Origin of the sequence: Virgibacillus salinus, from assembly GCF_900102415.1 — a bacterium.
GTDB classification, from domain to species: Bacteria; Bacillota; Bacilli; order Bacillales; family Amphibacillaceae; genus Lentibacillus; species Lentibacillus subterraneus.
The window spans coordinates 293,893-309,172 of the sequence record NZ_FNKD01000002.1 but is presented as its reverse complement, the minus strand read 5'-3'; the positions used below and the strand labels follow the sequence as shown (position 1 = coordinate 309,172).

At 35.1% G+C, this 15,280-nt stretch carries 15 protein-coding genes; 1 reads left to right on the top strand and 14 read right to left on the bottom strand.

Going from position 1 to position 15,280, the window contains the following annotated elements; genetic code table 11:
* Nucleotides 1-4: 4 nt before the first annotated feature.
* Together BLS02_RS08305 and BLS02_RS08300 are read right to left on the bottom strand one after the other, a co-directional pair.
* Complete coding sequence (locus BLS02_RS08305) at nucleotides 5-445, bottom strand: MATE family efflux transporter (RefSeq protein WP_092492547.1); 441 nt, start codon at nucleotides 443-445, stop codon at nucleotides 5-7.
* An 88-nt stretch (nucleotides 446-533) separates the two neighbouring features.
* On the bottom strand, nucleotides 534-1,244 hold the full coding sequence (locus BLS02_RS08300) for a lytic transglycosylase domain-containing protein (protein ID WP_092492546.1): 711 nt from the start codon (nucleotides 1,242-1,244) through the stop codon (nucleotides 534-536).
* Nucleotides 1,245-1,332: 88 nt separating this feature from the next.
* On the opposite strand from BLS02_RS08300, the gene BLS02_RS08295 reads away from it, so the two are divergent.
* On the top strand, nucleotides 1,333-1,617 hold the full coding sequence (locus BLS02_RS08295; RefSeq protein ID WP_092492545.1) for a DUF2624 family protein: 285 nt from the start codon (nucleotides 1,333-1,335) through the stop codon (nucleotides 1,615-1,617).
* A 156-nt stretch (nucleotides 1,618-1,773) separates the two neighbouring features.
* On the opposite strand, the gene BLS02_RS08290 is transcribed toward BLS02_RS08295, so the two are convergent.
* The 12 genes from BLS02_RS08290 to glyQ form a co-directional block, all read right to left on the bottom strand.
* The gene (locus BLS02_RS08290) at nucleotides 1,774-2,667 is read right to left on the bottom strand and encodes a deoxyribonuclease IV (protein ID WP_092492544.1); all 894 of its coding nucleotides are present in this window, start codon (nucleotides 2,665-2,667) and stop codon (nucleotides 1,774-1,776) included.
* Between the two features lie 15 nt (nucleotides 2,668-2,682).
* The gene (locus BLS02_RS08285; protein ID WP_092492543.1) at nucleotides 2,683-3,996 is read right to left on the bottom strand and encodes a DEAD/DEAH box helicase; all 1,314 of its coding nucleotides are present in this window, start codon (nucleotides 3,994-3,996) and stop codon (nucleotides 2,683-2,685) included.
* Between the two features lie 153 nt (nucleotides 3,997-4,149).
* Nucleotides 4,150-5,265: a Nif3-like dinuclear metal center hexameric protein gene (locus BLS02_RS08280; protein WP_092492542.1), complete on the bottom strand. Its 1,116-nt coding sequence runs from the start codon at nucleotides 5,263-5,265 to the stop codon at nucleotides 4,150-4,152.
* Nucleotides 5,240-5,971: a tRNA (adenine(22)-N(1))-methyltransferase gene (locus BLS02_RS08275; RefSeq protein WP_092492541.1), complete on the bottom strand. Its 732-nt coding sequence runs from the start codon at nucleotides 5,969-5,971 to the stop codon at nucleotides 5,240-5,242. The genes BLS02_RS08280 and BLS02_RS08275 overlap by 26 nt, the downstream gene beginning before the upstream one ends.
* A 112-nt stretch (nucleotides 5,972-6,083) precedes the next feature.
* A complete protein-coding gene (gene cccA / locus BLS02_RS08270; RefSeq protein WP_092492540.1) occupies nucleotides 6,084-6,470 on the bottom strand; it encodes a cytochrome c550 in 387 nt (128 codons plus the stop codon).
* Nucleotides 6,471-6,551: 81 nt separating this feature from the next.
* On the bottom strand, nucleotides 6,552-7,109 hold the full coding sequence (locus tag BLS02_RS08265; protein WP_092492539.1) for a hypothetical protein: 558 nt from the start codon (nucleotides 7,107-7,109) through the stop codon (nucleotides 6,552-6,554).
* Nucleotides 7,110-7,350: 241 nt separating this feature from the next.
* Nucleotides 7,351-8,472: an RNA polymerase sigma factor RpoD gene (gene rpoD / locus BLS02_RS08260; protein WP_092492538.1), complete on the bottom strand. Its 1,122-nt coding sequence runs from the start codon at nucleotides 8,470-8,472 to the stop codon at nucleotides 7,351-7,353.
* A gap of 26 nt (nucleotides 8,473-8,498) precedes the next feature.
* Nucleotides 8,499-10,313 (bottom strand): DNA primase, encoded by a 1,815-nt coding sequence (gene dnaG, locus BLS02_RS08255; RefSeq protein ID WP_092492537.1) that lies wholly within the window; start codon nucleotides 10,311-10,313, stop codon nucleotides 8,499-8,501.
* A 390-nt stretch (nucleotides 10,314-10,703) separates the two neighbouring features.
* Entirely contained in the window at nucleotides 10,704-11,507 is an 804-nt protein-coding gene (locus BLS02_RS08250; protein ID WP_092492536.1) for a pyruvate, water dikinase regulatory protein, read from the bottom strand.
* A gap of 15 nt (nucleotides 11,508-11,522) precedes the next feature.
* On the bottom strand, nucleotides 11,523-12,152 hold the full coding sequence (locus BLS02_RS08245) for a transcriptional regulator CcpN (protein ID WP_092492535.1): 630 nt from the start codon (nucleotides 12,150-12,152) through the stop codon (nucleotides 11,523-11,525).
* Nucleotides 12,153-12,291: 139 nt separating this feature from the next.
* Entirely contained in the window at nucleotides 12,292-14,376 is a 2,085-nt protein-coding gene (gene glyS, locus BLS02_RS08240) for a glycine--tRNA ligase subunit beta (protein ID WP_092492534.1), read from the bottom strand.
* Nucleotides 14,376-15,254 carry a glycine--tRNA ligase subunit alpha gene (gene glyQ, locus BLS02_RS08235; protein ID WP_092492533.1) on the bottom strand — a complete coding sequence of 293 codons (879 nt, stop codon included), beginning with the start codon at nucleotides 15,252-15,254 and terminating at the stop codon, nucleotides 14,376-14,378. The genes glyS and glyQ overlap by 1 nt, the downstream gene beginning before the upstream one ends.
* Nucleotides 15,255-15,280: the final 26 nt, after the last annotated feature.

Below are 15,280 nucleotides of genomic sequence, written 5' to 3'. Positions count from 1 at the left end.
TTTTCTAAACATATGGAAGAACAAAAAGTGTAATAAGAATTGAAGCTGCACCTGCAATTATTGCAGTGTTACCAAGTGTTTCTGCATCCCGGTTTCTTGCTATAAAACCTACTATTATCCCGGCTCCTCCAAGAATTATTGGCATGATAAAGAATGAAATAATGGATAGTGCTAAAGCCATCCATCCAAAAGCACTGTTTGCTTGAGTGCCTTCGGTATCTTCTTCATTTTTAACTGTGTCGCCTATATCATCTGCTGTCATTTCAGCAGCAAATTCTTCATCATCCCTTCTACTGTTTGCAGCTGGGGTTTCTGGTACATCTTCTGATTCAACAGGTGGCTGTCCGCTTAAATTTGTTCCAACCATGTCCATATCACGTGTTTCTGGTTGTTGCTTCTTGTTCAGATCATCTTCCACATTGTTTCGACGGGTAAACTCATCCATATTCAAGACCTCTCTTTCCTTTAAATGAGGTGCGTTCATAGTTTATGGAGAACTTGATGATTATAATGATGGTAGTTGATGGTAACCATCATTTTGCATTTGTAAATTGCTTATAATCTTCAGCATTATTCTTAATTTCAAGCGCATACCAGCTTTTGGCATGTCCATTTTTATCAAGATAGTTTTTTAATCCTCCTATGCCACGATGGTATGCAGTTAGCGCTTTATCCCAATTGCCATATTGTTTATGAAGAAAATCCAAATATACGAACGTTAAATGAATGGAATAGTATGGATTGAATAATAATTCTTCATTATATGGTATCCCAGACATCTCAGCAATCCAAGGTGCTGTATTCTTCATAATTTGCCCCATTCCATACGCTTTACCATATTTAGTTTCAGGGCCCACGAGATTAGGATCAAACGTATTACCTGTTTCAACTCTAAATAGTTCGTAAGCTATATATGGGCTTATATCAAATGATTCAGCCTCCTGAACTAAATATATAGCCCAGGACTTTTTAAACTTGCCATTACTATCTTTAACCAATTTATTAGCTTGTTTATTTACATAAGTCCATGAGTAATAACTATTTTTTTTTGCATCAAGTAACTGATCTGAATCTAAATAATCATTTTCTAATGTTAATTTTTGATTCTCTGCTTCAAGATGGTTGTTTCTAGAATCTAATTGGTTATTTTCTTGTAAGTACGAATAAGATATAACGGTAAATATAGTACTAATACATATAAATACAATAAGTTGTTTAAATAATTGTGAATGTTGTTGATCCATAATTACCTCCTTTAGTTTACTGAACAAGTAAATTTTTTAATTGGTTTTGCATATAGTAAATCAGTATTCATTTTAGAGGAGTATGGAAATGTCAAAATTTATTAAAGATTTGGCCATCAAAAAAATGAAGCAGCTTTCAACGGAAGAACTGCTCCATTACAGTAAGCAAAATGGTGTTATTATTACTCGTTTACAGGCTCAGCAGATTATATCCTACTTACAAAATCATTCCGTGGATCCATTTGACGATCAAGGTAGGCATAAAATGTTAATAGAACTATCACGAATCACCGATAGGGAGACAGCAAAAAAATCAGAAAAACTATTTCACGAACTTATCAAGGCTTATGGGTTAGAACACTTATTTAATTAATACCCTAATTATTGCTTTCTAAACCAGGGCTCTTTTGATAAATATTGTCAATTTATAATATTTACTAAAACAGCCTAAATTAGAAAACTTGACTCACCAATCCTTAATTGCCTGCAAAAAAAGGGAATGACATATTAAACGTCATTCCCTTCGAGTTTATTGGCTTACTATTTTTTCTTTTAAGTCAGGAATAAAATTGCCTTCTTTAATCATGTCAATTTCGAATTTATATGGGGGTTTCTTATTCTTTTTATCTTCACCGACAAAAGGCGTTTCCAATATTTTAGGTAAATGCTTTAATTGTGGATGATGAATAACATGTTGTAATGCCTCGAACCCAATATGACCAAAGCCAATGTTTTCATGACGGTCTTTATGGGCACCTTGTTCATTCTTACTGTCATTCACATGAATTACCTTTAATCGATTTATACCTATAATCTTATCGAATTCATCCAAAACGCCATCAAAATCATTCACAACATTGTATCCAGCGTCATGTATGTGACATGTGTCCATACAGACCGATAATTTTTCATTATGTGTAACACCATCAAAAATTCGTGCTAATTCATCAAAGGTACGCCCAACCTCTGATCCTTTACCAGCCATTGTTTCCAATGCAATTTGTACATCTTTATCTTTTTCTAGGACTTCATTTAATCCTTCGATTATTCTTTCAATACCTTTATCAGCTCCTTCACCGACATGTGAACCGGGGTGAAGAACGATTTGCTTGGCTCCAATCGCAGCAGTACGATCTATTTCATTTCGTAAAAAAGTTACACCTAGTTCGAATGTTTCTTTTTTAACTGTATTCCCTATATTTATTATATAAGGAGCGTGAACAACGATGTCCTCTATTCCATTGTCTTTCATGTGTTCTCTTCCTGCTGTTATATTTAGCTCTTCAATAGGCTTTCTTCTTGTATTTTGTGGTGCACCAGTATAAATCATAAATGCATTAGAACCATATGATTCCGCTAGTTCACTTGAGCCTAATAACATTTTCTTCCCACTCATCGATACGTGTGATCCAATTTTTAGCAATTACTCCACCTCAATTTATCTTTTCTTTTTATTAGTTTTTTTTACCATTTGTTTTTTTATATTTTCTTGTTCCCTTTTCATCTTTTTCTTATATCCAGGTTTTACCTTTTTAGTCTTTTTAACCTGTTTCCAAGCTTGTGAATCAATATCTGTTTTCGTTTTAGTACGTAATTCACGCTCATTCCATGACTTTGCTTCTTTCCACTCTCCATTCTTAATATCAAAAAATGTGAACGTCAAGCCTTTTTGCTCCAGCCTTTGAATCAGGTTTATGTCCTGATCAGCATATAAACTGATTGCTGTACCTTCCATCCCGGCACGAGCTGTTCGTCCCACACGATGCACATAAAAATCTTCTTCTTTAGGGAGTTGTGCGTTTATGACATGACTTACCCCTTTTATATCTATTCCGCGTGAGGCTAGATCAGTTGCAACAATATATTGGTATCGAAGGCTTTGGATATCCTTTAGTACTCGTTTACGTTCCCTTGGCTTTAATCCGCCATGTATGAGCCCAACATCAAGTCCCTTTTGCTGCAAAGAAGCTGCAAGTGTATTAGCAATATCCTTACCATTTGTAAAAATAATTGCCAGATAGGGCTGTATCGTTTTGGAAATTTCTATAATAACATCGGATTCATCCCTGTGTTTTAAAGCAATTAATCGATGCTCCATCGTTTCAGGCGAAAGTTGATCATCAATTTTTACATGTAAAGGGTTCTCTAGGTATTTTTTGAAAAAATGCTCTAATCGCTGTGGAATAGTCGCTGAAAATACAAGTAACTGAACGTCTTTTCTTGCTCGAACCAGTAATTGGTCAACCTCATTAATAAACCCTAAATCAAGCATAAGATCTGCTTCATCGATAACAAACGAATTTGCAGAATATAAAGAAAGGGCATCTTCTTTGACTATATCCAATATTCGGCCAGGCGTACCAATGATAATATGTGGTGGTTCCTTTAGTTTCTCCATCATTTTCTGCTTATCAGTTCCACCAACCAATAACTTGGCATTCCAAATTTCTTTCTTTCCTGCATAATGAATAATCTTTTTAACTTCTTCATGTATCTGCATTGCCAGTTCTCGGGTCGGAGCAGTAATAACAAACTGCACTTCGCGTTTGCTAGCGTCTATCTGATTAAATAAAGGTAATAAATATGCATGTGTTTTTCCGGACCCTGTATGTGACTGTCCTACAACACTTTTACCTTTAAGAATTGCTGGCATCACCTTTTGCTGTATTTCAGTCGGGTGTTTAAATCCTAAGTGATCGATAGTGTCTGACAAAACTGGGTGAAATACAAACTGCTTAAAATTATTTTCCATATAATAGTACTCCTTTTTGATGATAATCAATCATCCAATAGCTTAGAAAACTTGTTATCGTTATAGGGCTTTTGTAGAAAGCGTATTTCACTTTCTCAACTGCCTACAAATACCAGCTTATATCTATTATAATGTAGTTTAACATTACATGCATTATATAAACTGAAACGGTTCAGTGTTTGAGTTGGACAGAATAACTTCTATATTCTTATTATTGAGGTGATTATCCAAATATTCCTTTGCTCCTTCTTTCATTACTTTTTCTACATGATGTCCCGGATCGATAACTGATAACCCCATTTGCCAGGCATCCTGAGCGGCATGAAATGTCATATCACCTGTAATGAATACATCTGCTCCCATTTTTTTAGCTGTATGAATTAATTTTTCACCACTACCACCTAAAATAGCTACTTTTCTTACCCTTTTAGTTAAATCACCGGTAACGCGCAAGGATGGTACCTCAAGTACACGTTTAACTTGCTCCGAAAAGTCTTGCAAAGTTAATCCCTTATCTAATGTTCCAATACGACCAATACCATAAGTTTGCCCTGAATTATGAAGTGGCATTACATCGTAGGCAGCTTCTTCGTATGGATGTGCATTAATCATTGCCTCAACAACACGTGCTAATTTAGGCTGTGGTATAATTGATTCAACCTTAACTTCATCCACGAATGTTAAACTGTTAGCTGTACCGATATACGGGTTCGCCCCTTCCTGCGGCATAAATGTCCCTTGACCTTCTGTTTGAAATGTACAATGACTATAGTCACCAATATATCCTGCTCCATTTTCACTCATGGCTTCTCGCACTTCGTTCATATGTGTCTTTGGTACAAATACTGAAATTTTTACCAGTTCCTCCTGATAGGTCTGTTGTAATACTTCTGTTCGATTAATATTAAGCAAATCACAAAGCATATCATTTACGCCACCGTCAGCAGTATCAAGGTTTGTATGGGAAGCGTATACAGAAATATTGTGCTGTATTAACTTTTGAATAATTCGGCCTTGAAATGTGTCCACATTTACTTGTTTCACCGATTTAAATAATAGAGGATGGTGTGCAATTATTAAGTCAACATTCTTCTCTATTGCTTCATCCACTACAGATTCCAGGACATCCAAAGTTACCATCACCTTGGTTACTTGATTATTGAATGATCCAACCTGTAATCCAACATTATCCCAATCGTATGCCAGATGCTTTGGTGCCCATTTTTCCATCAACTGAAAAATATCACTGTTTCGAGTTGTCACCGCCATTTTTTAAAACCTCCTGTACCCAAGACAATTCTTTTTCAAATTCGCTTATTTTATTCTGATTTTGTTCTCTTGCCTTTTTCATTTCATCGATAACTCTGATTCGCTTCGAAAGCTCATTTTTCCATTTTTTAATAAACGTTTCTGTTTTATGTTCTAATAACAGTGGTCCGAATAATAGCTGTTTTTGCAATAGATCCGTTTTGTACGGACTTCTAGCGGCATTTCTGTCTGCTACAATTATTTCGTAAATATGTCCATTTTCCTCTAGTATTTCCTCGCAGGTAATGGTGTAGTTGTTTTCATAAAGCCATTTTCGAACATTTCGTTCATTTACATTTGGCTGTGCGATAATTCGTTGCACACCGCATAATCTGTCCTTACCTTCTTCGAGAATGGATCTTATAAGCGAACCGCCCATACCTGCAACAACAAGCAGATTTACTTCTCTGTCTTGTAAAACGTGCAATCCATCACCTAATCGTACTTGTACCCTAGATGATAGATCATATTTATTAACTGTCTCAATAGCACTTTTGAAAGGTCCTTCTTTTACTTCACCTGCAATTGCATGTGCTTTGCTGTCATATAAACAAACGTAGCATGGTAAATACGCATGATCAGATCCGATATCTGCAAAAACAGCACCTTCCGTGATAAACGTTGCAACGGTACTCAATCGTTCAGAAAGTTTAATTATGTTATTCATTATTTTCTCCTTCATTATTGACACACGTCTAATAGCATAAAAGAGCAAGCCTTCTGCATGATATCAGTCAGCTTACTCTTTTAGCATAATAAACTATAAGTATCCTAAAAATCTACTTTTGTTCGGAAAGCCATTTTGCAACAGCATCGGCTTTTTCACCCTGTATGATATTTCCTTGCATACCAGCATCAGGAAAACCAGTTTTGATAATTTCTCTAATCTCCTCTTGGGAGTACTTACTTCCAACTTTATTTAATGCTGGTCCCATTCCACCAGAAAGATCTGCACCATGACAGCTAGCACAATTACTTTCAAAAACTTTAGAAGGGTCACTAGTGGTTTCTCCCTCTTGTGACTTTTCTTCCGTATTTTCGCCACCATTTTTCTCTTTTTCTTCAATAGTCTGACGTTGATCCAGGCCAACAAACGATATAACAACTACTAAGAGTATCCCTATTACAGCAATAGTTGCATAAGGGATGACTGGGTTCTTCTTCATCGTAGTTCCTCCTTATGTAATCCCCTTAATCTCTATTTTGTTTCAAAAGCTATATATATTTTACTCGAAAAACAAATTTGTTTAAAGGGATAAGATGTGAATTTTTTGTAAAACAATATATAAAATGACAAATGCTATACCAAATATGCTAACAATTTTAAGGTATTTAATATCGATTCGCCGACTAAAAAAATACCATGAAATTACATTTATAATCATCACAAATTGCAGAAACCATTGATTAGCAGTAAATAATGTACTTATATATATCGACATTAAAAGCAACAACAGCAGAAAAGTTACTATAGAAAGATGATAATAGATCGTAAGCTTTTGACTGTAGACTCTAGACATCCAATAAGAATATGTTACAAATAAAAATAAGGTACTTACTTGTAGTGAAGCAGGAAATTCGGTAAAATAAATAACTAGGAAAGCAAATGGTAATAATAAGCTTAATAAAGTTAATTGAATAGCTTTTACGATATTTATCCTATTTTTTCCAGTATTTTCTTCTCCGACACCCTCACCATTTGTATATATAGCCAAAAGAAAATCACAGTACACATCGGGTAGTAAATTATGCTCTTTCCAATAATGGATTTCTTCAACAACTGTTGCGATTCGCCTATCCGACATAAGAATCACCCCGATGCAGTTATAACCTACAACTTATCAAATTTTTTTATAAAAATGTAAACAGTCATTGAACACTAGAAAATTCGGCTTATCGTTAAAGAGATTTGTTTTCAAACGTAAATTATCTTCTTAGAACACCTTATACGCTGGTGTGCATGCAAGCCTTAGTCGCACTTATGCAGTTAGAAAGTATCTATACTTTCTTAACTGCCAACAAATAGTGCTTAATGACTGAAACGATTTATTCCAAAAAATCTTTTAATCGTTTACTACGACTAGGATGTCTAAGCTTCCGTAAAGCTTTTGCTTCAATTTGACGAATTCGTTCTCTTGTAACGCCAAACACTTTACCAACTTCCTCCAGTGTTCTTGTTCGTCCATCATCTAAACCAAAACGTAAACGTAATACATTCTCTTCCCGGTCAGTAAGTGTATCTAGAACATCCTCCAGTTGTTCTTTTAAAAGTTCATAAGCAGCATGATCTGACGGAGAAACTGCTTCTTGATCTTCTATGAAATCACCTAAATGGGAGTCATCTTCTTCCCCTATTGGTGTTTCAAGTGAGACTGGCTCCTGAGCTATCTTTAGGATGTCACGAACCTTATCAGGAGAAAGTTCCATTTCTTTTCCGATTTCTTCTGGTGTTGGTTCTCTTCCAAGGTCTTGTAACAATTGGCGCTGTACGCGAATAAGTTTGTTAATCGTTTCAACCATATGGACTGGTATCCGTATTGTTCTCGCTTGGTCCGCAATTGCTCTTGTAATTGCTTGACGAATCCACCATGTAGCATACGTACTAAACTTAAACCCTTTACGATAATCGAATTTTTCAACAGCTTTGATAAGACCCATATTACCTTCCTGAATTAAATCAAGAAAAAGCATACCTCGACCAACATATCGCTTTGCAATACTAACTACAAGACGCAAGTTAGCCTCAGCTAGACGTCTTTTTGCCTCATCTTCATTATTTTCAATTCGATGAGCTAGATCGATTTCTTCAGCAGCCGAAAGTAAATCCACTCTCCCTATTTCTTTTAAATACATTCTAACGGGATCATTTATCTTTATACCGAGTGGTACACTTAAATCATTTAAATCAAATTCTTCTTCTTTTGCAATTTGCTGCATTTTAGGATCTTCTTCTGAATCACCAATAACCTCTACACCTTGCTCTGCTAGGTACCCATAAAATTCATCCATCTGCTCGGATTCAATTTCGAAGCTAGATAAACGATCAGCAACTTCTTCATAAGCCAGTGCTCCGCGCTTTTTTCCTATTTCAAGCAATTGATCTTTTGCTTGATCCAGTGTTAGTTCATTTTCATTTTCTTTTGTTTGTGAAGGCTTATTTTCGGCCATGAGTCCCCCTCCTTCCAACTACAATATCAATTTAATTTCTTTAACTGCTTCTGCAATTCAATAATCTCCATTGCAATCCTTGCAGCCTTTATTGGGTCGTTTTGTTGTTCGGCTAATTTTTGTTCTTCTTTAAGTGCCTGAATACTATCTTTACTGCTATTTTCAGCACGAATTATCCGAATATAATCACTGATTTCCTTATCACTTATATTTTCAAGAACAGGAATCATTGCAACCTCTGTAACTAAACGCCTTAAATTGTCATCAGTCAACGTTTCAATAAACATACTGACATCGGCTTGATGACCTTCTTCATAGAATGCATACAAATGTGTAGCAATAATTTTATGCTCATCAACATTAAAGGATGCACCTATTTCCTCCTGCACTTTATCAGTAATAGAAGTGTCTTGCAACATATATGCAATAAGCTGTCTTTCTGCATTATGAAAAGCTGGTAGTAATTTTTTTGTTTGTTGAAATTGTGGTGCCCTATTAGTATATCTGTTCTTTTCTCTCTTATCCTTACCAATGCCCATCTTTTGCCGATGGCTCTGGATTTCTTGTGTTAATGATTCCATTGTTACATTATATTCATTACTTATTTCTTTTAAGTAATATTCCCGTTCAACAGAACTCTCAATCATTGCAAGCTGTTTAAGTACACTTTCAATATATTGTATACGGTCACTTTCAAGACTAAGGTTGAAATCCTTTTTAAGATATTGCATGTAAAAGCTCGTAAACGTATTACTTGCTTTAATAACCTCATCTTTAAATGCAGTAGCACCAAATTCGTGTATAAAACTATCTGGATCCATGTTTTCCCTTAAATTTGCTATTTTTACATGACACCCAATCTTTTGTAACAAAACAGCAGCTTTGTATGTTGCTTCAGTGCCTGCATTATCAGCGTCATAACAGATAGTCACTGTATCAACATAACGCCTTAATAGTTTTGCTTGTGATTCTGTAAGTGAAGTTCCTAAAGTTGCTACAGCATTTTTTACCTCTGCCTGATATGCTGAAATAACATCCATATACCCTTCGAATAGAACTACTTCGCTTTGTTTACGAATGTGTTTTTTGGCTAAATCAAAATTGTATAAGATACGTCCCTTTTGAAACAATTCACTTTCAGAGCTGTTCAGATATTTTGGCTCCTGATCTCCAATTGTTCGACCACCAAAACCTATGGACTTCCCTAAGTGATTCCGAATTGGAAATATGACTCTGCTTCGAAATCGGTCAGTTACACTATTATCTTCATTTAGAGAAAGTAAACCAGCTTTAACAAGTATCTGTTGATGAAAGCCTTTTTTCTGAAGAAACTCAGCTGTAAAGTCTTTTACATTTGGTGCAAATCCTAATTGAAAAACATCAATCGTTTCGTCAGTGATACCTCGGTCTTTAAAGTATTGATAGCCCTCTTTACCATCTTTCGTATATCGTAATAAGTGATGATAAAGTTTAGTAATCCATTCGTAAGCAGATAGTATATTTTGATTTTCTTCCGACATGGATGATTCTTTGTTCATCCCTGTTTCAGGTAAGTTTACTCCACTTCTGCTGGCTAGAAACTTTAGAGCCTCATAAAAAGAGTAATCTTCCATCTCTATTAGAAACGTCAATACATTTCCACCTTTACCACAACCAAAACAATGAAAAATCTGCTTCTCTTGCGTCACCGAAAAGGATGGAGTATTTTCACCATGAAATGGACAAAGTCCGAAAAAGTTTCTTCCCTGTTTTTTTAATTGAACATATTCTCCAATGACGTCAACAATATCATTGGATTTACGTACTTCTTCAATTACCTCTTCCGGTATTTGATTTGGCATTTTTACCACCATGCTTTAATATAATTCGATACTTGTTAAGAAAATCCTTCATGATTCGACAAAGTTTTTTTAGAAAGTCGAAAAAATTTCCTTCTATGGAGTATAAAACTTAGAAGGACTTGTTTAACTTGTTGTATTATTGTACCTCTTGACAGGCTTGTATAAACCCTATGACAAACTATTATAATGCCTATACACTGTATTTCTACATAGTTGAGTAATATTCCTTCCTATATCTTAATGTTTTATTTTTCTGAATACGTCAGATGCTCAACATTGCATAGATTATTATTTTATTTTGACACAAAAAATAATTATAATACAAAATCATTAGGATTGCCATTAAAAAACATTCTACTTATTCATAGAATGTTTTTAATATAAGTTAAGCTATTTTTTAATCATATGAGAGATAATATTGGCTGTCTCTTCCACAGCTTTATTGGATACATCTACAGTCCTGCATCCAATTTTATTAACTAGATCATCAAAACACTCTAGCTCTTGGTGTATTCTTTCCATATTCGCGTATGTTGCTTGGTCACCAAGTCCTAATGCCTTTAATCTTTCTCTTCTTATTTCATTGAGTTTTTCAGGACTTATTTGCAATCCAATACATTTTCTCGGATCTACTTCATATAGCTCCTCAGGTGGATCAACTTCAGGAACAATGGGTACGTTGGCAACCTTCAGCCTTTTGTGTGCCAAATACTGTGATAAAGGGGTTTTAGAAGTGCGTGAAACACCAATTAAAATAATATCAGCTCTAGCAATACCACGTGGGTCCCTGCCATCATCGTATTTAACCGCAAATTCAATTGCTTCTACACGTTTAAAATAGTCTTCATCTAATTTATGGACTAATCCAGGCTCAAGGCGCGGGTTATGATCGAAGAATTTCTCCATTGCATCCATCATTGGACCCATAATATCAATTGCTTCAATATCTTTTTCCTTTGCCTTTGTATTTAAATATTTTCGTAGAATTGGATCTACGAGTGTAAATCCGATAATTCCTTGCTTTTCTTGTACAATCTGTACGGTTTCATCAATCGTTTTTTTATCCTCTACATATGGCACTCGCTGTATATTATATTCCCCATTATTGAATTGACTCAAACCTGCTTTTATTACTAATTCAGCAGTTTCTCCAACGGAATCGGACAAAACATAAACTAGTGGTTTTACACCCATGGTTCGGCTCCTCTCTTATAAATGCTCATCCATTATTAACTCCACAAACGCTTTCGTTATAGTCGTTTTCGTAATACGCCCTACAATTTCTACGCCCTTTTCAGTATCTTTGACGATAGGAAGCCCATCAATTTGTTTATCAATCAGCTTCTTTGCAGCATCTATCATTAAATCCTCACGATAACATACAGTAATATTAGGCATTCTAGTCATGATAATATGTACCGGTACAGCGTTTAAATCCTGATTTCCGATGCTCGCTCTTAATAAGTCTTTTCTTGATAAAACACCTATTAGACATGCGTTATTATCTACTACAAAAAGCGTTCCAACATCTTCTAAAAACATTGTTGAAATAGCATCATAAACAGAAGCATCTTCCTTAACGACTATAGGGACTGACTGGTATTCCTGTACTTTAAATTGTTTAATCTTTTCGGTCAGTAGTTCAGTTCCAGTCTTACCTGTATAAAAATACCCTACCCTTGGTCTTGCATCAAGAAAACCAGCCATGGTCAATATAGCTAAATCTGGCCGTAATGTTGCTCTTGTCAAACCAAGACGTTCGGCTATATTCTCACCAGTAATCGGGCCATTTTCTTTAACAATTACAATAATTTGCTCTTGTCTATTTGATAACTCCACTTTTTCACCACCTAAAAACTTAATGTGACATACTATTTATTAAATATTATAGACTAAATATAGTGAAAAAGAAATAATGTTACCTTAAAATAATGATCTGAGAATTTCTATATAATAAACGTTTTTACACCTGCTTGGATTAGAATTGCTGCTTCCATTCGATTGCGGATAAATCAGCAAAGTCGAAAGTTAATGTTGCTATTAGATTCAAGAGTGACAGTCGATTATTACGGATTTGATCATCGTCTGCCATAACCATGTTATGCTCAAAGAAGTTGTGAATTGGTTCTGCCAATTTCCCTAGCTGTAAAAGGGCATCCTCAGCTTGCTGGTTACTATTAGAATTAATATAAGAATCCTTTACTGCCAAATAAACCTGATATAGTTCCTTTTCGGAAGGTGTTTCAAAAAGGTCTGGATTAATAGTATTTTGATTTGTTTTCTTGGACAGGTTAATCACTCTTACAAGTGCTTGTTGAACAGATTTAAAATCATGATCATTACGTTTGCGGGATAAAATACTCGCTTTTGCTAACGTATATGCAATAATACCTATCTCTTGATGCAATACAGATTGAATAACATCTTGCTCAGCCTTTACTTCCTTAAGTATATACGTGGCACGTAAACCAAAGAACTGTTCTAATTCATTTCTCACTTTATTAATATCATTTTGTTCAATTGCTTGATCACGAAATAAATTCTGTGTTAAATCCAGTAATGATTCAACCGTAATATTCCATTTATTTTCTTTTAATATTTTCAAAATACCTACCGATTGACGTCTAAGACCATAAGGATCCTGTGAACCAGTTGGTGTTAAGCCTACTGAAATACAACCTACAATCGTATCCAGTTTATCAGCAACACTTACAATAGCACCTTCAATATTCTCCGGTAAACGATCATCAGCATGAACCGGTAAATAATGATCAGCAACTGCTTTAGCAACTTCTTTTGCCTCGCCAAAATTCAGTGCATATGTTTGTCCGATAATTCCTTGAAGCTCTGTGAATTCATTCACCATGTTCGTTGGTAAATCAAACTTGCAAATTTCAGCAGCCCTGACTGCTTTTTCTTTTGTCTCTTCAGAAAGATTTAGCTGTTGTGCCAATTGATCTGTAATCCTAACAACACGTGACACTTTATCACTTATTGTTCCTAATTTTTCTTGAAAAACAACCCGCTCCAACTTCTCCAAATAATAATCTATAGAATGTTTTTGATCTTCTTCAAAGAAGAATTGTGCATCAGATAACCTGGCATGTAGAACTTTTTCGTTGCCTTTGATTACAGTATTTAATGCTTTGTCATCACCATTTCTAACTCCGACAAAGTAAGGCAGCAATTCTCCATTCTTTGACTTTACAGGGAAATACCGCTGGTGTTCTTTCATAGATATTATTAACACATCTGATGGTAACTTTAAAAAGGATTCTTCATATGAGCCAATAAATACCGTTGGGTACTCAACGAGATTACGTACCTCATTCAATAAACCATTATCAATTGGAATTTGAAATCCATATTCTTTTTCTATTTGTATTATTCCCTCTGTAATTAAATGTTCACGTTCATTTGGATCTGATATAACGTAATTATCTTTCAGGTCAAATTGATAGTCTGTTGGTGATTTTAAAATGATTTTGCTTCCTAAAAACCGATGTCCGAACGTAAAATTGCTAGTTGTAACATCAGCAATTTCAAAAGGTATTACTTGATCTTCATATAATGCAGCAATCCAACGAATTGGACGTGCATATCGAAGGCTTTGTTCGGCCCAGCGCATATTTTTGGGAAATTGAATGGATTCTATAATTCCTTTGAATGTAGGAAGTAATTCATAAGTATCTTTACCGATAACCTGATTTTTCACAAATATATATTTTGTCCCTTTTATTTCTTTAGTATAAATGTCTTCTACAGTCTTTCCTTGACCTTTTGTAAAACCAATTGCTGCTTTTGTCCAGCTTCCTTCATCATCTTTCGCTATTTTAACAGCTGGCCCTTTTACTTCCTCTTCAAGTGACGTTTGCGTTTCGGCAACATCCTTAATTAAAACGGCAAGTCTTCTTGGTGTAGAGAATGAAGTAATAGAGTCATACGAAATACGTAATTCATCTAGCCAATCCTTTGTCTTACTAATAAGTTGGCTTTCTGCCTTATCAATAAATCGTGCAGGCAATTCTTCTAGCCCTATTTCAAACAATACATCTTTAGCCATTATTCTGCCTCCTTTGTTAACATAGGAAATCCTAACCGTTCACGTTCTGCTACGTAAGCTTTAGCAATATTCCTAGCTAGGTTTCGTATTCTTGAAATATATCCTGTTCGTTCTGTTACTGAAATGACACCCTTAGCATCAAGTAAATTAAATGTATGCGAACATTTTAATACATAATCATAGGATGGAAATACCAATCCTTTTTCCATTGTAGCCTTAGCTTCTTTTTCATACATAGAAAATAACTTAAATAGCATGTCTGTATTAGACTCTTCAAACGTATATTTTGAATGTTCGTATTCAGGTTGAAAAAAGATATCTTTAACCGTTACACCATCTGTCCACTCCAAATCAAATACATTTTCTTTATCTTGAATATACGATGCCAAACGTTCAATCCCATACGTAAGTTCAACTGTTACCGGACTTGCTTCAAGCCCGCCAATTTGCTGAAAGTATGTAAATTGTGTTATTTCCATTCCGTCCAGCCACACTTCCCATCCTAATCCTGCAGCACCCAGAGTTGGATTTTCCCAATTATCCTCTACAAAACGTATGTCATGCTCCAACGGGTTAATTCCAAGCGCTTTTAATGAATCTAGATACAATTCTTGAATATTGTCTGGCGACGGCTTCATAATTACTTGGAATTGGTGATGCTGATAAAGTCGATTTGGATTTTGCCCATATCGACCATCTGCTGGTCTTCTTGATGGCTCAACATACGCTACATTCCACGGTTCTGGACCTAGACTTCTTAACAGTGTCATTGGAGACATTGTTCCGGCTCCCTTTTCAACGTCATACGCCTGCATCAATATACAATCTTGGTCTGACCAATATTTTTGCAAAGTTAAAATCATTTCCTGTATTTTCATTTTTAATAACCTCCATAGTTGCTTTA

Excerpts from the sequence above, each read along its gene's own strand:
- BLS02_RS08295 (WP_092492545.1), top strand. The coding sequence starts at position 1,333 with ATGTCAAAATTTATTAAAGATTTGGCCATCAAAAAAATGAAGCAGCTT.
- BLS02_RS08250 (WP_092492536.1), bottom strand. The coding sequence starts at position 11,507 with ATGGGTGTAAAACCACTAGTTTATGTTTTGTCCGATTCCGTTGGAGAA.
- BLS02_RS08305 (WP_092492547.1), bottom strand. The coding sequence starts at position 445 with ATGGATGAGTTTACCCGTCGAAACAATGTGGAAGATGATCTGAACAAG.
- BLS02_RS08280 (WP_092492542.1), bottom strand. The coding sequence starts at position 5,265 with ATGGCGGTGACAACTCGAAACAGTGATATTTTTCAGTTGATGGAAAAA.
- BLS02_RS08285 (WP_092492543.1), bottom strand. The coding sequence starts at position 3,996 with ATGGAAAATAATTTTAAGCAGTTTGTATTTCACCCAGTTTTGTCAGAC.
- cccA (WP_092492540.1), bottom strand. The coding sequence starts at position 6,470 with ATGAAGAAGAACCCAGTCATCCCTTATGCAACTATTGCTGTAATAGGG.
- glyQ (WP_092492533.1), bottom strand. The coding sequence starts at position 15,254 with ATGAAAATACAGGAAATGATTTTAACTTTGCAAAAATATTGGTCAGAC.
- dnaG (WP_092492537.1), bottom strand. The coding sequence starts at position 10,313 with ATGCCAAATCAAATACCGGAAGAGGTAATTGAAGAAGTACGTAAATCC.
- BLS02_RS08275 (WP_092492541.1), bottom strand. The coding sequence starts at position 5,971 with ATGAATAACATAATTAAACTTTCTGAACGATTGAGTACCGTTGCAACG.
- BLS02_RS08300 (WP_092492546.1), bottom strand. The coding sequence starts at position 1,244 with ATGGATCAACAACATTCACAATTATTTAAACAACTTATTGTATTTATA.
- rpoD (WP_092492538.1), bottom strand. The coding sequence starts at position 8,472 with ATGGCCGAAAATAAGCCTTCACAAACAAAAGAAAATGAAAATGAACTA.
- glyS (WP_092492534.1), bottom strand. The coding sequence starts at position 14,376 with ATGGCTAAAGATGTATTGTTTGAAATAGGGCTAGAAGAATTGCCTGCA.
- BLS02_RS08265 (WP_092492539.1), bottom strand. The coding sequence starts at position 7,109 with ATGTCGGATAGGCGAATCGCAACAGTTGTTGAAGAAATCCATTATTGG.